This is a genomic window from Paraburkholderia polaris (assembly GCF_012927345.1).
GTDB lineage: Bacteria > Pseudomonadota > Gammaproteobacteria > Burkholderiales > Burkholderiaceae > Paraburkholderia > Paraburkholderia polaris.
On sequence record NZ_JABBGJ010000044.1, the window covers coordinates 1 to 14,349 of the forward strand.

Genomic DNA, 14,349 nt, shown 5'->3' on the forward strand with positions numbered 1-14,349 from the left:
TCGGTTCGACCAATTGTGGACTACTGCCAGGCTTGACCGCGCATGCCCGATGCAGGGCGGTGTGCCCCTGCGGGTCGCTCGCCGCAACAAGTTCAGGGGCTGCAACCAATAATGCCGCGACTGTTGGCCAGTCCCACATGCGGGATGCAGAGAATAGCGCTGTTCTCGAAGGTTTACCCATTTTCGCCTCCGCACTTGATCACGACCGCTCCGATTCAAGCAGTGCCAATTGTCGCAAAGTTTAGACTGTTAGATTGTCGTCAATTTCGGGCAGGCAGTGCAATGACCGTTTTTGGCCGAACCCGGGCCTACGACCATCGGTTCGGACCGCCCCTCAGATATCTTTCGAGCGATTGCAAGGTCTCCGGCCCGTTGTAAGGTGGAACGGCCATTCCCGCCGGCTCTCCGCAGACAAGTTGATGGGGCGGTCATTGGCCACCACGTCGGCGAAGGTCTGTTGCCGCCATCAGCTTTCCACCCAAATTGATTCGTTCGGATGATGCTCTCGAATTACACTGATCGCGTATGTAATCGTGTCAGCATGCTCAGGCCCAATGTCGCATGTGAAATTGGTTACTTGCGCTCCAGTCGAGCGAAGCGCTGTGAGTTGCTGCTGTGTTAGCAAGCCTCCACGCACCCACAATTGGCAATCGAGATTATCGCGCCTCAATTTTTCAAAGGCGGCGACTCCGGCGGTGGACCACGCGAAGAAGATCATGTTTCCTCTGCTGAGGCGCGATGATTTGGCAGTTTGCGACTACTCACAAGGGACAGTTCATTTTACTAGAGTCCGATTGTCGGCGATTCTGGCGACGAGATCGAACGTCCCTTCGTGGCCGAACCCAGTCCGATGGCATACTGCGCTGCTTCAAGTGCCTTACTCGGACTCCACTGCTATGACGCCTGATGTAGGGAATACATGGGAGCCTTTCTCATGTCTCAGCGCACCGGTTCGATCTTGAAAGCATCGACTGCTACACCAAGGTCCACGCCTTCACCGCTGCCGGTCAACGCCATCGACGTAGTTCCCTTGGTCAGCACCTGAGCAGTACCGCTCTTCCCCGCGCCGGCCGAGGCGCCGGCCTGCGCGTAATTCCCGTACACATCCCTAATACTGTAGACATTGCTGATCTCGCCGTGGCCGCTGACGTGAAACTTGCCAGCGGTCAGGCCGCCGCCGTGCACGCTGATCGTGACAGCGGCCCTTTGCCCATTACTGCAGCTTATTTTGCCGCGTCCTTCGGCGTGCTGATAAATTGCCGACCATCCGGACATGCTGTACGTCAGATGGCATTTCACCGGCGCGTTGCCTGCCTGAGCCGGGGTGGTGATCAAGCCCGTCAGGGCACCCGCGCACAGCAACGCGGTGGCAGTCGATACAAGGGTATGCTTGCTCATAGAAGTCTCCTGGCACCTGAACATAGGTATTCCAGTGTAACTCTCATTCGCAATGGGTCGGCTGACGGCCACCCAAGTGGCCATGCGGCATTGCGGGCGACCGGCGGTTCATGGCCAACCCGGTTCCGTGTCAAGTTTCCGTGAACGCCCCCCTGTGCCAATTGGCCTCGGCGCAGAAACGCCCGCATTAGAAATACCAACGGCCAAACGGCCATTCAGCCGCCCACCGATAACCGTCGCTGTCGCAGCGCATTCACGCGAGCATCCCCGGCTCGTCGTTCTTGAGTTCGATCCGGCCGACAGCCGCGCCCCATAACACGAAGTAGGAAAAGTGTCTCCAAAATTCATACACTTATAAGTAGCCGGTCCTCATTCAGGCTAGCTTTTCCCCGGGCGGGATTCGGCTCGGCGGGTCAAATCTGAATCGGCGCTGACTGTCGAGGTGACCATCATGAATGGGCATAGAGTGTGCCAGCTATTACTGGTGTTGGCGGCCTTGGGCGCTAGCGACGCAGCTATGGCCGGCAGGGGGGGCTGGGGCGGCGGCTACTATCATGGCGGTGGTTGGGGCGGTGGTGGCGACTATCATGGCGGCGGCGGTGGCTGGGGCGGCGGCGACTATCATGGCAGTGGCAGTAGCGGCAGCTGGGGAAATGGCGGCTCTTATCATGGCAGTGGCTATTACCACGGTGGCTACTACCACGGCTACTACTACCACGGTGGTTACTGCTGCGGCGGGTCCATTGGTTTCTATTTCGGCCCGGGATTTGTGTATGCCTATCCGTACCCGTACTACGCCTATCCGTTCCCCTACTACTACCCCGGCTACTACCCTTACGGCCCTATGGCGGTCGGTGTGTCCCCGTCGCCGACTCAGTACATGGAGCAGGATGGGCAGGCGGACATGGGCGGCGGCGCCGTGCCGCAAGCGCCCTCCTGGTATTACTACTGCGCGAAGCCCGAGGGTTACTACCCGTATGTCAAGGCCTGTCCTGGCGGCTGGCAGAGAGTTCCGGCCCAGCCGCCGGGCAGCTGATCCCGTAGCGAACCACGCAAGACCAACGGGCGAGATGCGCGATCTGGACCAGCCGCGTCTCGTAGACTTCGCGCCGAGCCTGAGCCGGATTAGTGAGCGATTGGCGCACGATCCTGGTATCGTAGGTGACACACCATCGCAATTCGACGCATCGACACCGCTCCAGAGACGGCCTGGATAATTCGCATTGCAGCTTGCGTGTTCCCCGGAAGAGATCGCGGACAGGCTCATGAATGACAACGCGCAACGCTCCCCTGATCAAGGCGAAAAATCGCGCCGGGGCATGCTGCGGCCGGTAACTGCGCTTGGCCGCTGGTTAGACCGGGTCGATCCCGGTACGCACCGTCGAATCAAGGGGTTGCGACTCGTGACGGCGTACGGCATCGCGGCTGCACTCGGGACGTTGCAGGATATTGCCCATAGTGTGCCCAGCAGCATCTCGCTAGGGTATCTTGCCGGCAGCTTCGCCCTCTGGGCGAGCGTGTCCGAAGGCAAATCGACACGAGCCGAATCAAGCCGTGATCTCACGCTGCTGAGCTTTTCCGCTGCGTTAGGCGCGGTTCTGTTCGTGGTTCTATCCAGGCCGCTGCAGCTTGCGGGTCGGGCGGGGCCGGAACTGGTTCTCGTGACTGGCGCGTTTCTGGTCGGATATCTCAAACGATTCGGCGTCTTGGGCGCAGGCATCGGATCGCAAATCTATATCGGGGAGTTGCTTGCATACGGCGCTCGTTTAACAAAGGACGATCTGTGGGCGATCGGGATTGCTGCGCTGATCGCCGCGCTGGCGTCGGTCGTGCCGCGCATGCTAAGCGGCCCCGCGGAGCGGCCCGTCACGGTGGCGGCACTCGCTGCCGGGCCGGAACCGTTGCCCGGAAGGTGTTCGCCGGAGTTCTTCATGGGCCTGCAGGCGGCGATCGGCGCGTTGGTCATCTGCTTCCTGAACGGCCTGATTGCTCTCGAGGAGTCGGCGTGGGCGATCACCGCATGCACGTACGTCGTCGCGGGTTCGGCAACCGGGACCATACAGCGTGTGCGGCGCAGGATTATCGGTACTTTGATTGGTGTTCCGATTGGCCTTGCCTGTCTGCCGGTCGCAGAGCACGCGCCGCTGCTGATCTGGACGGCAGCCGCACTCGCAATGGTCATCTATGCGATGGCGTTGCCGGAGCGCTACGACATCGCCTGCGGGGCGTTCGCTTTCACGCTAATCGTCACGCTCGCGGCAAGTGGTGTGCACTCAATCCCGCTGCTTGCCGCCCGCGCCTGGGAGACGCTCCTCGGCGGATCAATCGGCCTAGCCACCGCGATGTTCATTTTTCCGCTTCGATCTCCGAGCCCCAACAAATAGCCAGCGACCGGAACTGTGTGCAGCTCCAATGACGTCTGTGAGCGGCAGTTTATGGCGCCAGATCCCGTTGCTTGCTCGACCGCGTCGATCAGCCCGCGCGACCCGATGTCTTGTTCCGAACTACAAGCTTTTTTGCACGGACTTTGTTTTGCGCGCTTGCATCGCCGAGTCCGCGAACAGGTCGATCACCACCCCGCGCAGCCAACGATTGCCTTCGTCCTGCTGGACTCGCGCGTGCCAGAGCAAATGGATCGGCGCGGCGGGCAACCTCGCGGGCAATGCGTGCAGGCTCAGTGAGAACGGCGCCGCCAGCTGCAAAGCCAGTCGCTCCGGCACCGTGGCAATCAGATCGGTTCGTTGCAGGATGTAGCCGACGCTCATGAAGTGCGGCACGGTCAATCGCACCCGGCGCTGCACGCCTCGCCGTTTCAGCCAATCGTCCACCTGACCGTGTCCGGTGCCGGCGGACACCACCACCAGATGCTCGGCTTCACGCCAGGCAGCAAGCGTGAGCGGCACATCTTCGAGCGCATGGCCGCGCCTGAACAGGCAGACGTAGCGCTGATCGAACAGACGGCGCTGATAAAAGCCACCCTTGAGTTGCGGCAGCAGGCCGATGGCGAGATCGACCCGGCCCTCGGCCATCTCGTTGCTCAGATTGACACTCGTGTCGCGAACCGTATTGAGCGCAATGCCCGGCGCCTCGCGCGACAGCCGTTCGACAAGCGCGGGCAGAAAGACGACCTCGCCGATATCGGTCATGCCGATCGTTATCGTGCGCGTGACACGCAGCGGATCAAAACCGGTCTCGGGATTGAGCGCGGCGTGCAAGATCGCGAGCGCCTGGGAAACCGGCTCAGCGAGACCCAACGCGAACGGCGTGGGCACGACTCCGCCAGGCCCACGCACGAACAGCGGGTCACCGAGCCGTCAACGCAGTTTGGCGAGGGCGTTGCTAACGCCCGGCTGACTCATGTTCATCTGCTCGGCCACGGTCGAGACTCGCCGCTCCTGCATCAACCGTTGGAAAAGCAGCAGCAAATTGAGATCGACTTCACTTAGATTCATGACGCGGGTATCCCGGTCTCATTGATTTCAGTGATGATGCAAATTCACCCCATTTTATTGTGAAATGGACGATCGGTGCCGAGAATTCAGACATGGCGCACACATCCGCCTTCAGCACAGCAGGCATGCCGTGCCGACTCAACCACTCAGTCTGAATACTGGAGACACCCCATGGAACAGCTGGATCTGAAGATCGCAATAATCGGTGCCGGCATCGGCGGCCTCACGCTCGCGCTCGCGCTGCGAGAACATGGCATCGACGCGCAGCTCTACGAGCAGACCGACGAGCTTCGCGAGGTCGGCGCGGCAGTCGCGCTGTCGGCGAATGCGACGCGGTTTTACGAGCGCATGGGACTGCGTGCAGCCTTCGACGCGGTGTGCGCTGAAATCCCCGCGCTGATCTATCGGGACGGGCGCAGCGGCGAAGTGATTGGACAGCATCGTGGCGAACCGAGCTATCGCGATCAGTTCGGCGGCTCCTATTGGGGCGTACACCGCGCGGACCTGCAGGCGGTGCTGTCGAACGCGGTCGGCCTCGAGCGCATTCATCTCAGCCATCGGCTGACCGATCTCGTGCAGCATCCGGATCGTGTGAGTCTGAGTTTCGCCAACGGTCAGCACATCGACGCCGATCTGGTAATCGGCGCGGACGGGGCACGCTCGATCACGCGGCGCTGGATGCTCGGCTACGACGACGCCCTGTATTCGGGCTGCTCAGGCTTTCGTGGTGTGGTGCCGGCTGGACGCATGGATCTGCTGCCCGATCCCGAGGCCATCCAGTTCTGGGTCGGACCACAGGGCCATCTGCTTCACTATCCGATCGGCGACAAAGGCGACCAGAACTTTCTGCTCGTCGAGCGCCATCCCTCGCCGTGGCCATCGCGCGAGTGGGTCACGCCGGCGAGCGAGGGTGAGCAGCTACGCCTGTTCAAGGACTGGCATCCGGCGGTGGCGCAGATGATCACGGCAGTGCCGATCAGCCAGCGCTGGGGCCTATTCCATCGTCCGCCGCTCGGGCGCTGGAGCAAGGGCCGCGTGACGCTCATCGGCGATGCAGCGCACGCGCTCGTGCCGCACCATGGCCAGGGCGCAAATCAGTCGATCGAAGATGCCGTGGTGCTGGCCGCGCAGTTGGCCAAAGCGGGCCCGGGTCGCTGGCGCGAGGCCCAGGAGGCCTACGAGCGGTTGCGGCGGGGCCGCACGCGCAAGGTGCAATACGCCTCGATATCGACGGCTGACGTGTTGCATCTGCCGGACGGACCCGAGGCGCAGGCGCGCAACGCCCGCCTTCGCGCACGCGACAGCCTGCTGCATCATCTGGACTGGATTCACGATTTCGACGCCCTTGCACAAGAGCCGACCGAACGCCAGGGCGGCACCTGGCTTTGAACTGCGCTCCTCTCGTTTGACACCTGCACGACTGTCCTGGCTCGGTGAGGGTTGTTCGGCCCGCCGTGGTCGAGATGACTGTGAACATGCTGCGCCGCGTGCCGGCAGGCGTCGAACAACCGTCAAGGCCACCGCCTGTTCGATTTTTCCTGGACCGGGTCAAGATCGGCCAATTATCGGCAGGCTTGGCTAACCGGAGTGGTGCTCTATGAAGCAACCTTCACCCCCGGCAGTCGAGTGGGCGTTTGATGGGGCGAACCGGTCGACCTGATCAAGAAGAATTACTGACCCACTTCTTTAAGTGTCAGAGAATTCTTCACGGACGTCACGCCGGGCACACCCTTCGCTACCTCGCCCGCCTTGTCGATCTGGGTCGCGTCAGTGACGGATCCCGCCAGCGCCACTGCGCCACTTTTTGCAATTACGTTGATTCTTGAAGTGTTGACACCGCCCTTCGAGAGCGCGCGAAGCACTTTCTTGCTGAGTGCGCGATTCGCCTGTCTGGTGGCTTTTGCACTTCCCCCGCCGGCCGGCGCCATGCTGGATTGAGTCGACGGCGCAGCGGATTCGCTAGTCTGCGACCACGCATTGATGGATACCACAACGATCAATGCGCTACCTATCACCTTTAATGTCTTGATTGCTTTCATTGCTCGCTCCAGTTGGGCCACGACGAATCCCCACAGAGATCGCTGGTCTGGCACTACGGCGCAGCCTGATCATGCTGGTTCCCAGTAGGTTGCTCCCTGCCTTAGAGCCCCACAATTCGAACCCGCCGATCATTGGCCGAGTTTTGGGGAGCACGCGCAAGGGTGTGCAATCGCTCACAGGCAATCTCCTCCTGTTTTTCTAGAGAAACAATAGGACCTTGGTCCAATAGATCGGCAGCGCCAAACTTCTGAGGTCGCGCCTCGAGAGGTTCCCGGAGAGCCGCACGTTATCGGCTCAAGTTCACAGGGAAGCGGACAGTCAGTCACATATGTTCATCGAATGGCGGCACATGGCCCGACAGCGAATGATTGCACCTGAAGGGGGCGTGCCGATCGAAAAATATTTATCTTTGCCGCTCGACAAGGACGAACGCGCTGGTCCGGGACCGATGGTGAACGTTTCGCACGGGCCGCCGCATGGAGGACGACTACGCCGTGCGTTGATCATTTAAGCGCACGGCCGCGCGCTATCCCGTGCTAACACACACGGGGCGGTGCGAGTCGCCGTCTTAGCAAGCCTGCAGCACATTGATGACGCGGCTAGCCAGCAACGGCTTGGTATTGCGTCCATATTCGGCCATGTGCGCAGAGGCCGCATGCGCCTTCAACGCTTCGGCGCTTTCCCAGCGCTCGATTACGGCAAATGTGTCATTGCCGAGCGGTGTCTGCATCGTCCCGAAGTCCGGTACGTCGACTACCGCCTCGTAGCTGATGCATCCTTTTTCCGCCAGCACCGCTGGGCGGTTCTTGGCGAATAGTGCCAGCACGGCGTCCCGTTGACCCGGCTGGGCAGTGATCGTGGCAATGACGTGAATCATCCCGACATTCTCCTTTTCTGGTTCGGCATAGATCGCCGCCTCCAATCATAGCCACGTTCGGCCACGCATGCTGCCAGCGCTTCACAGTGCCGCTCCGCTTGCGTCTCGGAGCCGCACGTACTGGCGACCGGCGGTGCACACCCGTTGCAGTCATTCGTGAAGTGGCTATGAACGGCTGCTCTCGTCCAGAACGGGCATTGAATAATCCGTTCAGCGCTGGTTTGCATCGGTCGATCGTGTCTGCTCGTAAAACGGCAAGTCGGAGCGCTGGCCGAGCGAAATTGCTAATGCTGCGGTGTTGCTTCCAGAAGGCTCTTAAGTCGCAAAACTGCGTTGTCGGATTCCGATTGAATCCGCGCGCGCAACACGAGCGAGTTGATTGTCGCGAACCACAACGACGGCGCGCGATAAGTGAACTCACGTTCGAAGCGCGTTCCGCTCGCGGTCGATGTCAGCGAATAAGTGACGGTGCCAGCCGATCTGCCATCAATTTTTCCCTCTATCGTCCACTTGCTCAGAGGCTCCCGTGCGGTGACGGTCCACACGACGCGGCCGCGTCTGCCCGCCACACGAAATTCCTCCGTCACCTGCTCGCCCAGATCGAGTGGATGGTCAACGGAGCCGCTCACCGCGAGCGATGACGGATGCCAGACTGGCCAGTGTGCCGGGGTCGTGACATAGTCGAACACGACTTTGGAAGGACGTTGAATCAAGGCAACCGTAACGATGCGCGTGTCGAGCCCGACCCACTGCGGCAATGGCACAAAGAGCAACGCGATGGCGACGAGCACAGGCAATATTGCTGTGACGCACCGTGTACGGTTTTTCATAGCGCTGCGTACTCTACACGTTCGGAACGAAGGTATCCTACTGCGGAGTGGCGGATCAAGGGCGATCAGGGCCGACCGGCGTCATTTCGCGACATGCTCCGGGGCGACGAAGCGATGGACGTGATGCGGAAGTACAGGCTGATCCGAGACCCTGGACGGACAGTCAAAGTCCCAGATCGAACGGTTCAAACTGGCGGCAAGCGTCCACTCGCTCACCGGTTCCCTTCACAAGGGAGGCGCGACGATGAAGGAAGCGCTTAATCGGCGCGCACCTTTGGAAGGGCGCTACGGCCAATATGTCTAATATGCGGGCCACCCCGAATTGCCGTACTCCTGAACCGCCCGCTACCATCAATTCCCCGCTGCATATCGCAGCCAAACGCGCCACCGGTAATGCGTCGCCGCAAGCGAGCGCTATAGCCTGGCGGGCACGGCACGCAAGCCAGTAGCCGGCGCATTCCACGTACAGCACCTACTCGAACTCTCAGGAGACAGGTATGCTCAGCCCCCATGAATTTGCGACCTTGATGCTCGTCAAGGACTCCGCCGAACAGATTGCCGACAGGGACGAACTTGACGCGTTGCTCGAACGTCAACTGGTCGCCATGGAGCAACTTGCGGGCGGTGCCGTGCTCCCTCGCGTTACGCAGGACGGAGATTCCCTGCTTCGTACGCTCGCGCGAATTCACTGACATGTCGAACCGTGTGAGCGCGCACGCGACGGTAATATGCGGGCTTGACCGTCCTCCCAGGCCCTTGCCGCGGCCCCAGGATTTCAGAAATGTTCTTGAGGAGATCGCCATGTCTCGCGAGTCCGAATGGGTCAAATTCGTGCTCCACGAGGAATTCCCGTCTGACGTTGAATTTCTTGAAGGAAGCGCGCCGAACCACGTAGTTATCGAATGGCAGGTGGTCGGGCCAGATGACGCGCCGAGACGCAACGCGCCCTTCGTCATCGTCATCGATACGGAGGCAATCGACCGCTACGAAAGCAGCAACCAACCAGAGCAGACGAGGATTGCCTCGCGTATTCGCGATATCGTGCAGCATCGAGGCGTTCACTATGAGCCTTCTGGTCCGCTCGACGCAGTCGAACCATTCGTTGTCGAGATTGACGAGGGTGACCTCTAACATCCATCTCGCGCATCCACGGCCCAGCCACGTGGTACGCCGAAAGGGCATCGCCGCGGCGGCGTTTCATCATCAACGATGCCGCCGTATGCCGAACACAATTCGTGCGTCGTCGGCGGTATCCAGGTTTCAGGCGTTGAACGCCTTCGTGATGCCGTCGACAATCACGACAGCAGGCCCGGATAAGCGGCGCAGGCACTCGCCGAAATGGGTGGGATACGGCGTCATGCCAAGATTTCCTGAAAATCACAAAGGGGATCAAAAAATGCGTTGGCTCGCCATCTTGAATGGAAAGCATTGGGGCGATATCTCACCGGTCATCTTCCACAAGCACCACCGGAACAAGGATTGGCGCATGACGCTTTGCGACGCCGTTGACACTGGCGGGGCGATGATCGAGATCACCCGCGGAGACATTAGATGCTACGTGCCACAGGACGCCGTCGTGGCAGCAGTCCACATCCAGTATCCCAATGAAACCGTGGGATTCATTGACCCGAAGATAATCGAAGAAGGGGCTCACGACTGAACGGGTACGTCTGCAAACATATCAACCGTCTTCGTATCGACTGCTGGCGCCTTCGCCGCCCCCTACGCCCGAATCACCCACGCGATGGTGTCCTGGTTCCAGATGAAGTGGGGGGTGTACGTATCGAGCACACGAAGACCTGCTATCTGGTGCGGAGCCGCCGTTTGAATGTCCGTATGGCAACTTGAGCGAAGGTCTGGAGTTGTTTAAGTTTGCAGGTTGCCTGTCGTGACCGACACTACCGGACCCATGACTGACATCCTCGCTCGTGGGCAGGTCCGGGCTTCAAGGGACCTTAGGCCGTCTGGCAAACATGCAAAGACTCGTGACAGGTTTCGATGCGAGTTCACAGCCAGAGTAGAATTCAAGCGGAAATCTCAACAAGGTAAGACGGTTGTCCACCCGAACCCATATCAGGCCGGCATGATCCGGGCCGTCGGCGGCTTGGAACGCGACGCGCTCATTCTGTCGTGCACCGATTTCGAGCGGGTGCTCAAGGAGACTGACCATGGCAAAGCTCATCGCACTTTACAAGACGCCGTCAAACCCGGATGTATTTGACGCACACTACTTCTCGAATCATGTGCCTCTTGCCAAAACGATACCTGGGCTTCAGCGCTATGAAGTTAGTACAGGGCCGGTAGCGACCCCGCAAGGCGACTCTCCGTATCACCTCGCAGCGATCCTGAGCTTTGATTCGATGGATGCTCTGCAACAGGCACTCAATTCACCCGAAGGCCGAACGAGCGCGAGCGATCTAGCCAATTTCGCACAGGCCGGAGTCGAGCTTCTCGTATTCGACACCAAAGACGTTTAAGCCTAGTTAGTGTCTCGGTCGCATACGTCAACGATCAGGCAATGCGTCCGGCACCGGATGTGCCGGTCGCTATCCGGCCAGCCTCCTAGCCATGCAATTGCAGCGTCCGAATCCGCCTTGCCGCCGCTGAAGCCAAACGGGAACCAGCCGGGAGATACCACTGACGACGCAGCAACGACCAGCTGTCGACTGGCGGCAGGCGACCCACTGCCGCCGGTCGCGCTGCCAAGGGCTCAACGGCAGGTAACAGAGTGGTCCGGTCACCCAAGCCGGCTTCTCGGGGACAGCAGTTCGGCCATCGCTGCCGCTCGGTGATTCCCGCTTGCGCGACCGCTTGATTAAGTGAACCAATCATTGCGTGATTCGACGCGGCGGCCCGCTTTCTATGTCGACGGATGCGGCCGCACGGGCCAAAACGGAAGTTACCGACCGCAGGTGAGCAAACCGGATCCCAAGCCGATGTGCAGGTGATGTACACGCGGAAGATCCATCGCGGATAGAGAGACATTCTCGGCTCGGTATCCCGCGCGATGGTCAAGGCCCAGGCAGGACGTTCGTAGTTGACCAACTCAAGAGCAGCCGCACGCATTGCCCACTCACGCGACACTATGTCGAACGACATATGGCATGTGGACATGCATCAAATCTAGACTGCATATCGTCGGTAATGCGGTGAATACGGCAGTCGCGCTTGTTACGAGTCTCGAAATTCTCGGCGGGACCACCGCAGCCATCGACGATGGCAATCGCCCCCGCGTTGCCCGTTGCGGTCCAGCATCAGGCGGCGCACGCGCACCCCGACGCTATGGCAACCGCGTGCGCTTTATCTCACTGGAAAGCCAGGCGACGCTTCAATGCCGCGCGTCCCGTTCGCATTGGGTTACTTGGGGAGAGATGGCGTCGGGTCTCATCCGAGATCAAGGAGAAACAACAATGTCCCGTTGCAGCGACCCGGTGAGCATTCTTGAATACAAGGGCGACGACAAGCTCATCGCTGGAATCGTGCTCTCAGTTGTCACCTTCTGGCTTTTTGCTCAGACGACATTCAATGTGTTGGCCTCAATGAGGACGGAACTGAGGATCGGCAATAGCGTGAGCGACATCGCTGTAAGCGTGACAGCGCTGTTTACGGGCGCGTTCATTGTGGTGGCGGGCGGACTGGCCGACCGGTTCGGCCGCGTCAAGGTGACTACCGTTGGGCTCGCATTGAGCGCAATTGGATCCCTGCTGATTGCAATGTCTCCATGCGGCACAGCTGTTTTTCTGATGGCAGGACGCATGATTCAGGGCCTGTCTGCCGCGTGTATCATGCCCGCGACCTTGTCGCTCATGAACGCATATTACGACGGCGAAGAGCGTCAGCGGGCACTCAGTTTCTGGTCGATTGGCTCATGGGGCGGCTCCGGACTGTGCGCACTTCTGGCGGGCGCCGTCGACTCGACGATCGGATGGCGCTGGATCTTCTGGATGTCAACGCTAGTTGCGGTCGTGAGCTGGACGCTAATTCGCGGAACGCCCGAAAGCAAAGTGGTCGACGTCAACAGGAGGCCAATCGACTGGACGGGTACATGGGCCTTCGTTATTGCAATGGTGGCTCTTCACCTGGTTGTCGCTAAAGGTGCAGAAGTCGGGTGGCTAAGTACCTTCATAGTGACGACGACCGTCATATCCGGTCTAGCCGCCACTGTGTTTGTTCTTTTCGAGCGTCGCGCGAGTTATCCGGTTGTCGACTTCAGCTTGTTTGGCAATTCGGCGTACACGGCCTCTACGCTGTCGAACTTTTTTTTGAATGGCGTTGCGGGCGCGTTGCTCATCGCGTTGTTACTCGTCCAAAGCGCTTTCGGACTTTCGTCGCTCCAGTCCGGACTGATGACCGCAGGGTATCTCGTCGCAATCCTCGTCATGATCCGGGTTGGGGAAAAGTTGCAGCAGCGTTGGGGTTGCCCACGTCGCCCGATGGTACTTGGCTGCGCGACCACGGTTGTCGGTCTGATATTGTTGACCGTCACGTCTCTGCCTGTTTCCCAATACGTGACCGTTGCGTTCTTCGGCTTTACTTTGATTGGCGCCGGACTTGGGATCTACGCGACGCCGTCGACCGATGCCGCATTGTCGAGCGTTGCGGAATCGCGATCAGGGGCGGCGTCGGGAATCTACAAGATGGCATCCTCGCTGGGTACCGCGTTGGGTGTCGCGACATCGGCTGCCATATTTGAGGCACTTGCCAACGTCGATGGTCAATCGGCGCAAGCATTGGTTGGGCCAGGAAATGATGAGCTACGTTTGGCCGCTGCGGCAGCACTGTGGTTCAATGTAGCGATAGCCCTGCTCGCACTGGCGGCAGTCGTGTTTGGCATGCCTCGGTGCGCGGCGGCAGTTCACTCGTGACTGCTGGGCAAGAGGTTCGGCGGTTTTCCGTCCAGCATCCGCTCGGGCCGCTTCGGGGCCTTTCCGCAGGTGAACATCGGTACGACCGACGACTCAATCGAAATCGTCGCGTTCGCGCCCGGTCTCAAGCTGGCCGAACTCGACGTGTCGATCGACAAGGGCCTGCTGACAATCAGCGGTGAGCGCAAGGCCGCCCAGACCGGCAGCGATGACAAAACCCGGGACGACAGCCGCACCTATGCACAGGAGCGGTTCAGCGGCAGTTTCCGGCGCGTGATCGAGCTGCCGCAGAATGCGGATCCCGACAGGGTGCAGGCGCGCTACACCAACGGTTGCCTGTCGATCAGCGTCGGCAAGCGTGAAGCGTCGAAGCCGCGAGCCATTACCGTTCAGTAATGCCATGCATTCAAGGAGCAAGCCATGAACGACAGGACACAGGTCGCTGAACGCGACCAGAAAGCGGTAGCACGACGCGAGGGTGAGCAGCCGGCACGGCGGACGACGCTCGCACCCGCAGTCGACGTGTTCGAGGACAGCCAGGGCATCACGCTGTGGGCGGACCTGCCAGGCGTCACAAAGGACAAACTCGACGTGAAGGTGCACGACGGCAATCTTTATATCGAGGCCGAAGCAGTTGTGCCGACGCCCGCCGGCCTGCGGCTGCAGCACGCCGAGATCCGGCAACCGCATTTCGCGCGCGCGTTCTCGCTGAGCCCGGACTTCGACACATCGGAAATCGATGCGAACCTGCAGGACGGCGTGCTGAAGCTGACGATTCCGCGTCGCGACGAAGCACGCCCACGCCGGATCGAGGTGCAGACGAACTGAGCCCGGCAGAGCCGCAACGAGGAGGGGAAAAAACCGGTGGCGGCCGCGAGGTCGCCATC

General features: G+C 60.3%; 15 protein-coding genes and 1 pseudogene. 10 read left to right on the plus strand and 6 right to left on the minus strand.

The window, feature by feature from the left end:
- Positions 1-181 (minus strand): hypothetical protein (locus HHL24_RS43680; RefSeq protein ID WP_206003132.1); only part of this gene is annotated, 181 nt, incomplete at its 3' end.
- Between the two features lie 758 nt (positions 182-939).
- Complete coding sequence (locus HHL24_RS33180; RefSeq protein ID WP_169489530.1) at positions 940-1,398, minus strand: hypothetical protein; 459 nt, start codon at positions 1,396-1,398, stop codon at positions 940-942.
- A 451-nt stretch (positions 1,399-1,849) separates the two neighbouring features.
- Here HHL24_RS33180 and HHL24_RS33185 point away from each other — a divergent pair, with 451 nt between their 5' ends.
- On the plus strand, positions 1,850-2,434 hold the full coding sequence (locus HHL24_RS33185; protein WP_169489593.1) for a hypothetical protein: 585 nt from the start codon (positions 1,850-1,852) through the stop codon (positions 2,432-2,434).
- A gap of 229 nt (positions 2,435-2,663) precedes the next feature.
- Positions 2,664-3,782 carry an FUSC family protein gene (locus HHL24_RS33190; RefSeq protein ID WP_169489531.1) on the plus strand — a complete coding sequence of 373 codons (1,119 nt, stop codon included), beginning with the start codon at positions 2,664-2,666 and terminating at the stop codon, positions 3,780-3,782.
- 120 nt (positions 3,783-3,902) lie between these two features.
- Here the strand turns inward: HHL24_RS33190 and HHL24_RS33195 are convergent.
- Positions 3,903-4,850 (minus strand): annotated as a pseudogene (locus tag HHL24_RS33195) (LysR family transcriptional regulator).
- A gap of 171 nt (positions 4,851-5,021) precedes the next feature.
- On the opposite strand from HHL24_RS33195, the gene HHL24_RS33200 reads away from it, so the two are divergent.
- Complete coding sequence (locus HHL24_RS33200; protein ID WP_169489532.1) at positions 5,022-6,239, plus strand: FAD-dependent monooxygenase; 1,218 nt, start codon at positions 5,022-5,024, stop codon at positions 6,237-6,239.
- A 281-nt stretch (positions 6,240-6,520) separates the two neighbouring features.
- On the opposite strand, the gene HHL24_RS33205 is transcribed toward HHL24_RS33200, so the two are convergent.
- The 3 genes from HHL24_RS33205 to HHL24_RS33215 all read right to left on the minus strand — a co-directional run bounded on the left by HHL24_RS33205 (position 6,521) and on the right by HHL24_RS33215 (position 8,597).
- Entirely contained in the window at positions 6,521-6,889 is a 369-nt protein-coding gene (locus tag HHL24_RS33205; protein WP_169489533.1) for a BON domain-containing protein, read from the minus strand.
- Positions 6,890-7,458: 569 nt separating this feature from the next.
- Positions 7,459-7,767 (minus strand): putative quinol monooxygenase, encoded by a 309-nt coding sequence (locus tag HHL24_RS33210; protein WP_169489534.1) that lies wholly within the window; start codon positions 7,765-7,767, stop codon positions 7,459-7,461.
- Positions 7,768-8,051: 284 nt separating this feature from the next.
- Complete coding sequence (locus HHL24_RS33215; protein ID WP_169489535.1) at positions 8,052-8,597, minus strand: SRPBCC family protein; 546 nt, start codon at positions 8,595-8,597, stop codon at positions 8,052-8,054.
- 497 nt (positions 8,598-9,094) lie between these two features.
- On the opposite strand from HHL24_RS33215, the gene HHL24_RS33220 reads away from it, so the two are divergent.
- From HHL24_RS33220 to HHL24_RS33250, 7 genes are all read left to right on the plus strand, one after another.
- Positions 9,095-9,289, plus strand: coding sequence for a hypothetical protein (locus HHL24_RS33220; RefSeq protein ID WP_169489536.1), 195 nt, complete (start codon positions 9,095-9,097; stop codon positions 9,287-9,289).
- A 109-nt stretch (positions 9,290-9,398) separates the two neighbouring features.
- Positions 9,399-9,728 (plus strand): hypothetical protein, encoded by a 330-nt coding sequence (locus tag HHL24_RS33225; RefSeq protein ID WP_169489537.1) that lies wholly within the window; start codon positions 9,399-9,401, stop codon positions 9,726-9,728.
- Between the two features lie 88 nt (positions 9,729-9,816).
- Positions 9,817-10,257: a hypothetical protein gene (locus tag HHL24_RS33230; RefSeq protein WP_169489538.1), complete on the plus strand. Its 441-nt coding sequence runs from the start codon at positions 9,817-9,819 to the stop codon at positions 10,255-10,257.
- A 508-nt stretch (positions 10,258-10,765) separates the two neighbouring features.
- Positions 10,766-11,074, plus strand: coding sequence for an EthD family reductase (locus HHL24_RS33235; RefSeq protein ID WP_169489539.1), 309 nt, complete (start codon positions 10,766-10,768; stop codon positions 11,072-11,074).
- Between the two features lie 627 nt (positions 11,075-11,701).
- A complete protein-coding gene (locus HHL24_RS33240; protein WP_206003134.1) occupies positions 11,702-13,462 on the plus strand; it encodes an MFS transporter in 1,761 nt (586 codons plus the stop codon).
- A complete protein-coding gene (locus HHL24_RS33245) occupies positions 13,463-13,858 on the plus strand; it encodes an Hsp20/alpha crystallin family protein (protein WP_169489595.1) in 396 nt (131 codons plus the stop codon). It abuts the gene before it with no gap.
- A 24-nt stretch (positions 13,859-13,882) separates the two neighbouring features.
- Positions 13,883-14,290: an Hsp20/alpha crystallin family protein gene (locus HHL24_RS33250; RefSeq protein WP_169489540.1), complete on the plus strand. Its 408-nt coding sequence runs from the start codon at positions 13,883-13,885 to the stop codon at positions 14,288-14,290.
- Positions 14,291-14,349: the final 59 nt, after the last annotated feature.

Bases quoted from the DNA above. Each gene is read 5' to 3' on its own strand.
- HHL24_RS33180 (WP_169489530.1), bottom strand. From the start codon at position 1,398: ATGAGCAAGCATACCCTTGTATCGACTGCCACCGCGTTGCTGTGCGCG.
- HHL24_RS33185 (WP_169489593.1), top strand. From the start codon at position 1,850: ATGAATGGGCATAGAGTGTGCCAGCTATTACTGGTGTTGGCGGCCTTG.
- HHL24_RS33190 (WP_169489531.1), top strand. From the start codon at position 2,664: ATGAATGACAACGCGCAACGCTCCCCTGATCAAGGCGAAAAATCGCGC.
- HHL24_RS33200 (WP_169489532.1), top strand. From the start codon at position 5,022: ATGGAACAGCTGGATCTGAAGATCGCAATAATCGGTGCCGGCATCGGC.
- HHL24_RS33205 (WP_169489533.1), bottom strand. From the start codon at position 6,889: ATGAAAGCAATCAAGACATTAAAGGTGATAGGTAGCGCATTGATCGTT.
- HHL24_RS33210 (WP_169489534.1), bottom strand. From the start codon at position 7,767: ATGATTCACGTCATTGCCACGATCACTGCCCAGCCGGGTCAACGGGAC.
- HHL24_RS33215 (WP_169489535.1), bottom strand. From the start codon at position 8,597: ATGAAAAACCGTACACGGTGCGTCACAGCAATATTGCCTGTGCTCGTC.
- HHL24_RS33220 (WP_169489536.1), top strand. From the start codon at position 9,095: ATGCTCAGCCCCCATGAATTTGCGACCTTGATGCTCGTCAAGGACTCC.
- HHL24_RS33225 (WP_169489537.1), top strand. From the start codon at position 9,399: ATGTCTCGCGAGTCCGAATGGGTCAAATTCGTGCTCCACGAGGAATTC.
- HHL24_RS33230 (WP_169489538.1), top strand. From the start codon at position 9,817: ATGCCGAACACAATTCGTGCGTCGTCGGCGGTATCCAGGTTTCAGGCG.
- HHL24_RS33235 (WP_169489539.1), top strand. From the start codon at position 10,766: ATGGCAAAGCTCATCGCACTTTACAAGACGCCGTCAAACCCGGATGTA.
- HHL24_RS33240 (WP_206003134.1), top strand. From the start codon at position 11,702: ATGTGGACATGCATCAAATCTAGACTGCATATCGTCGGTAATGCGGTG.
- HHL24_RS33250 (WP_169489540.1), top strand. From the start codon at position 13,883: ATGAACGACAGGACACAGGTCGCTGAACGCGACCAGAAAGCGGTAGCA.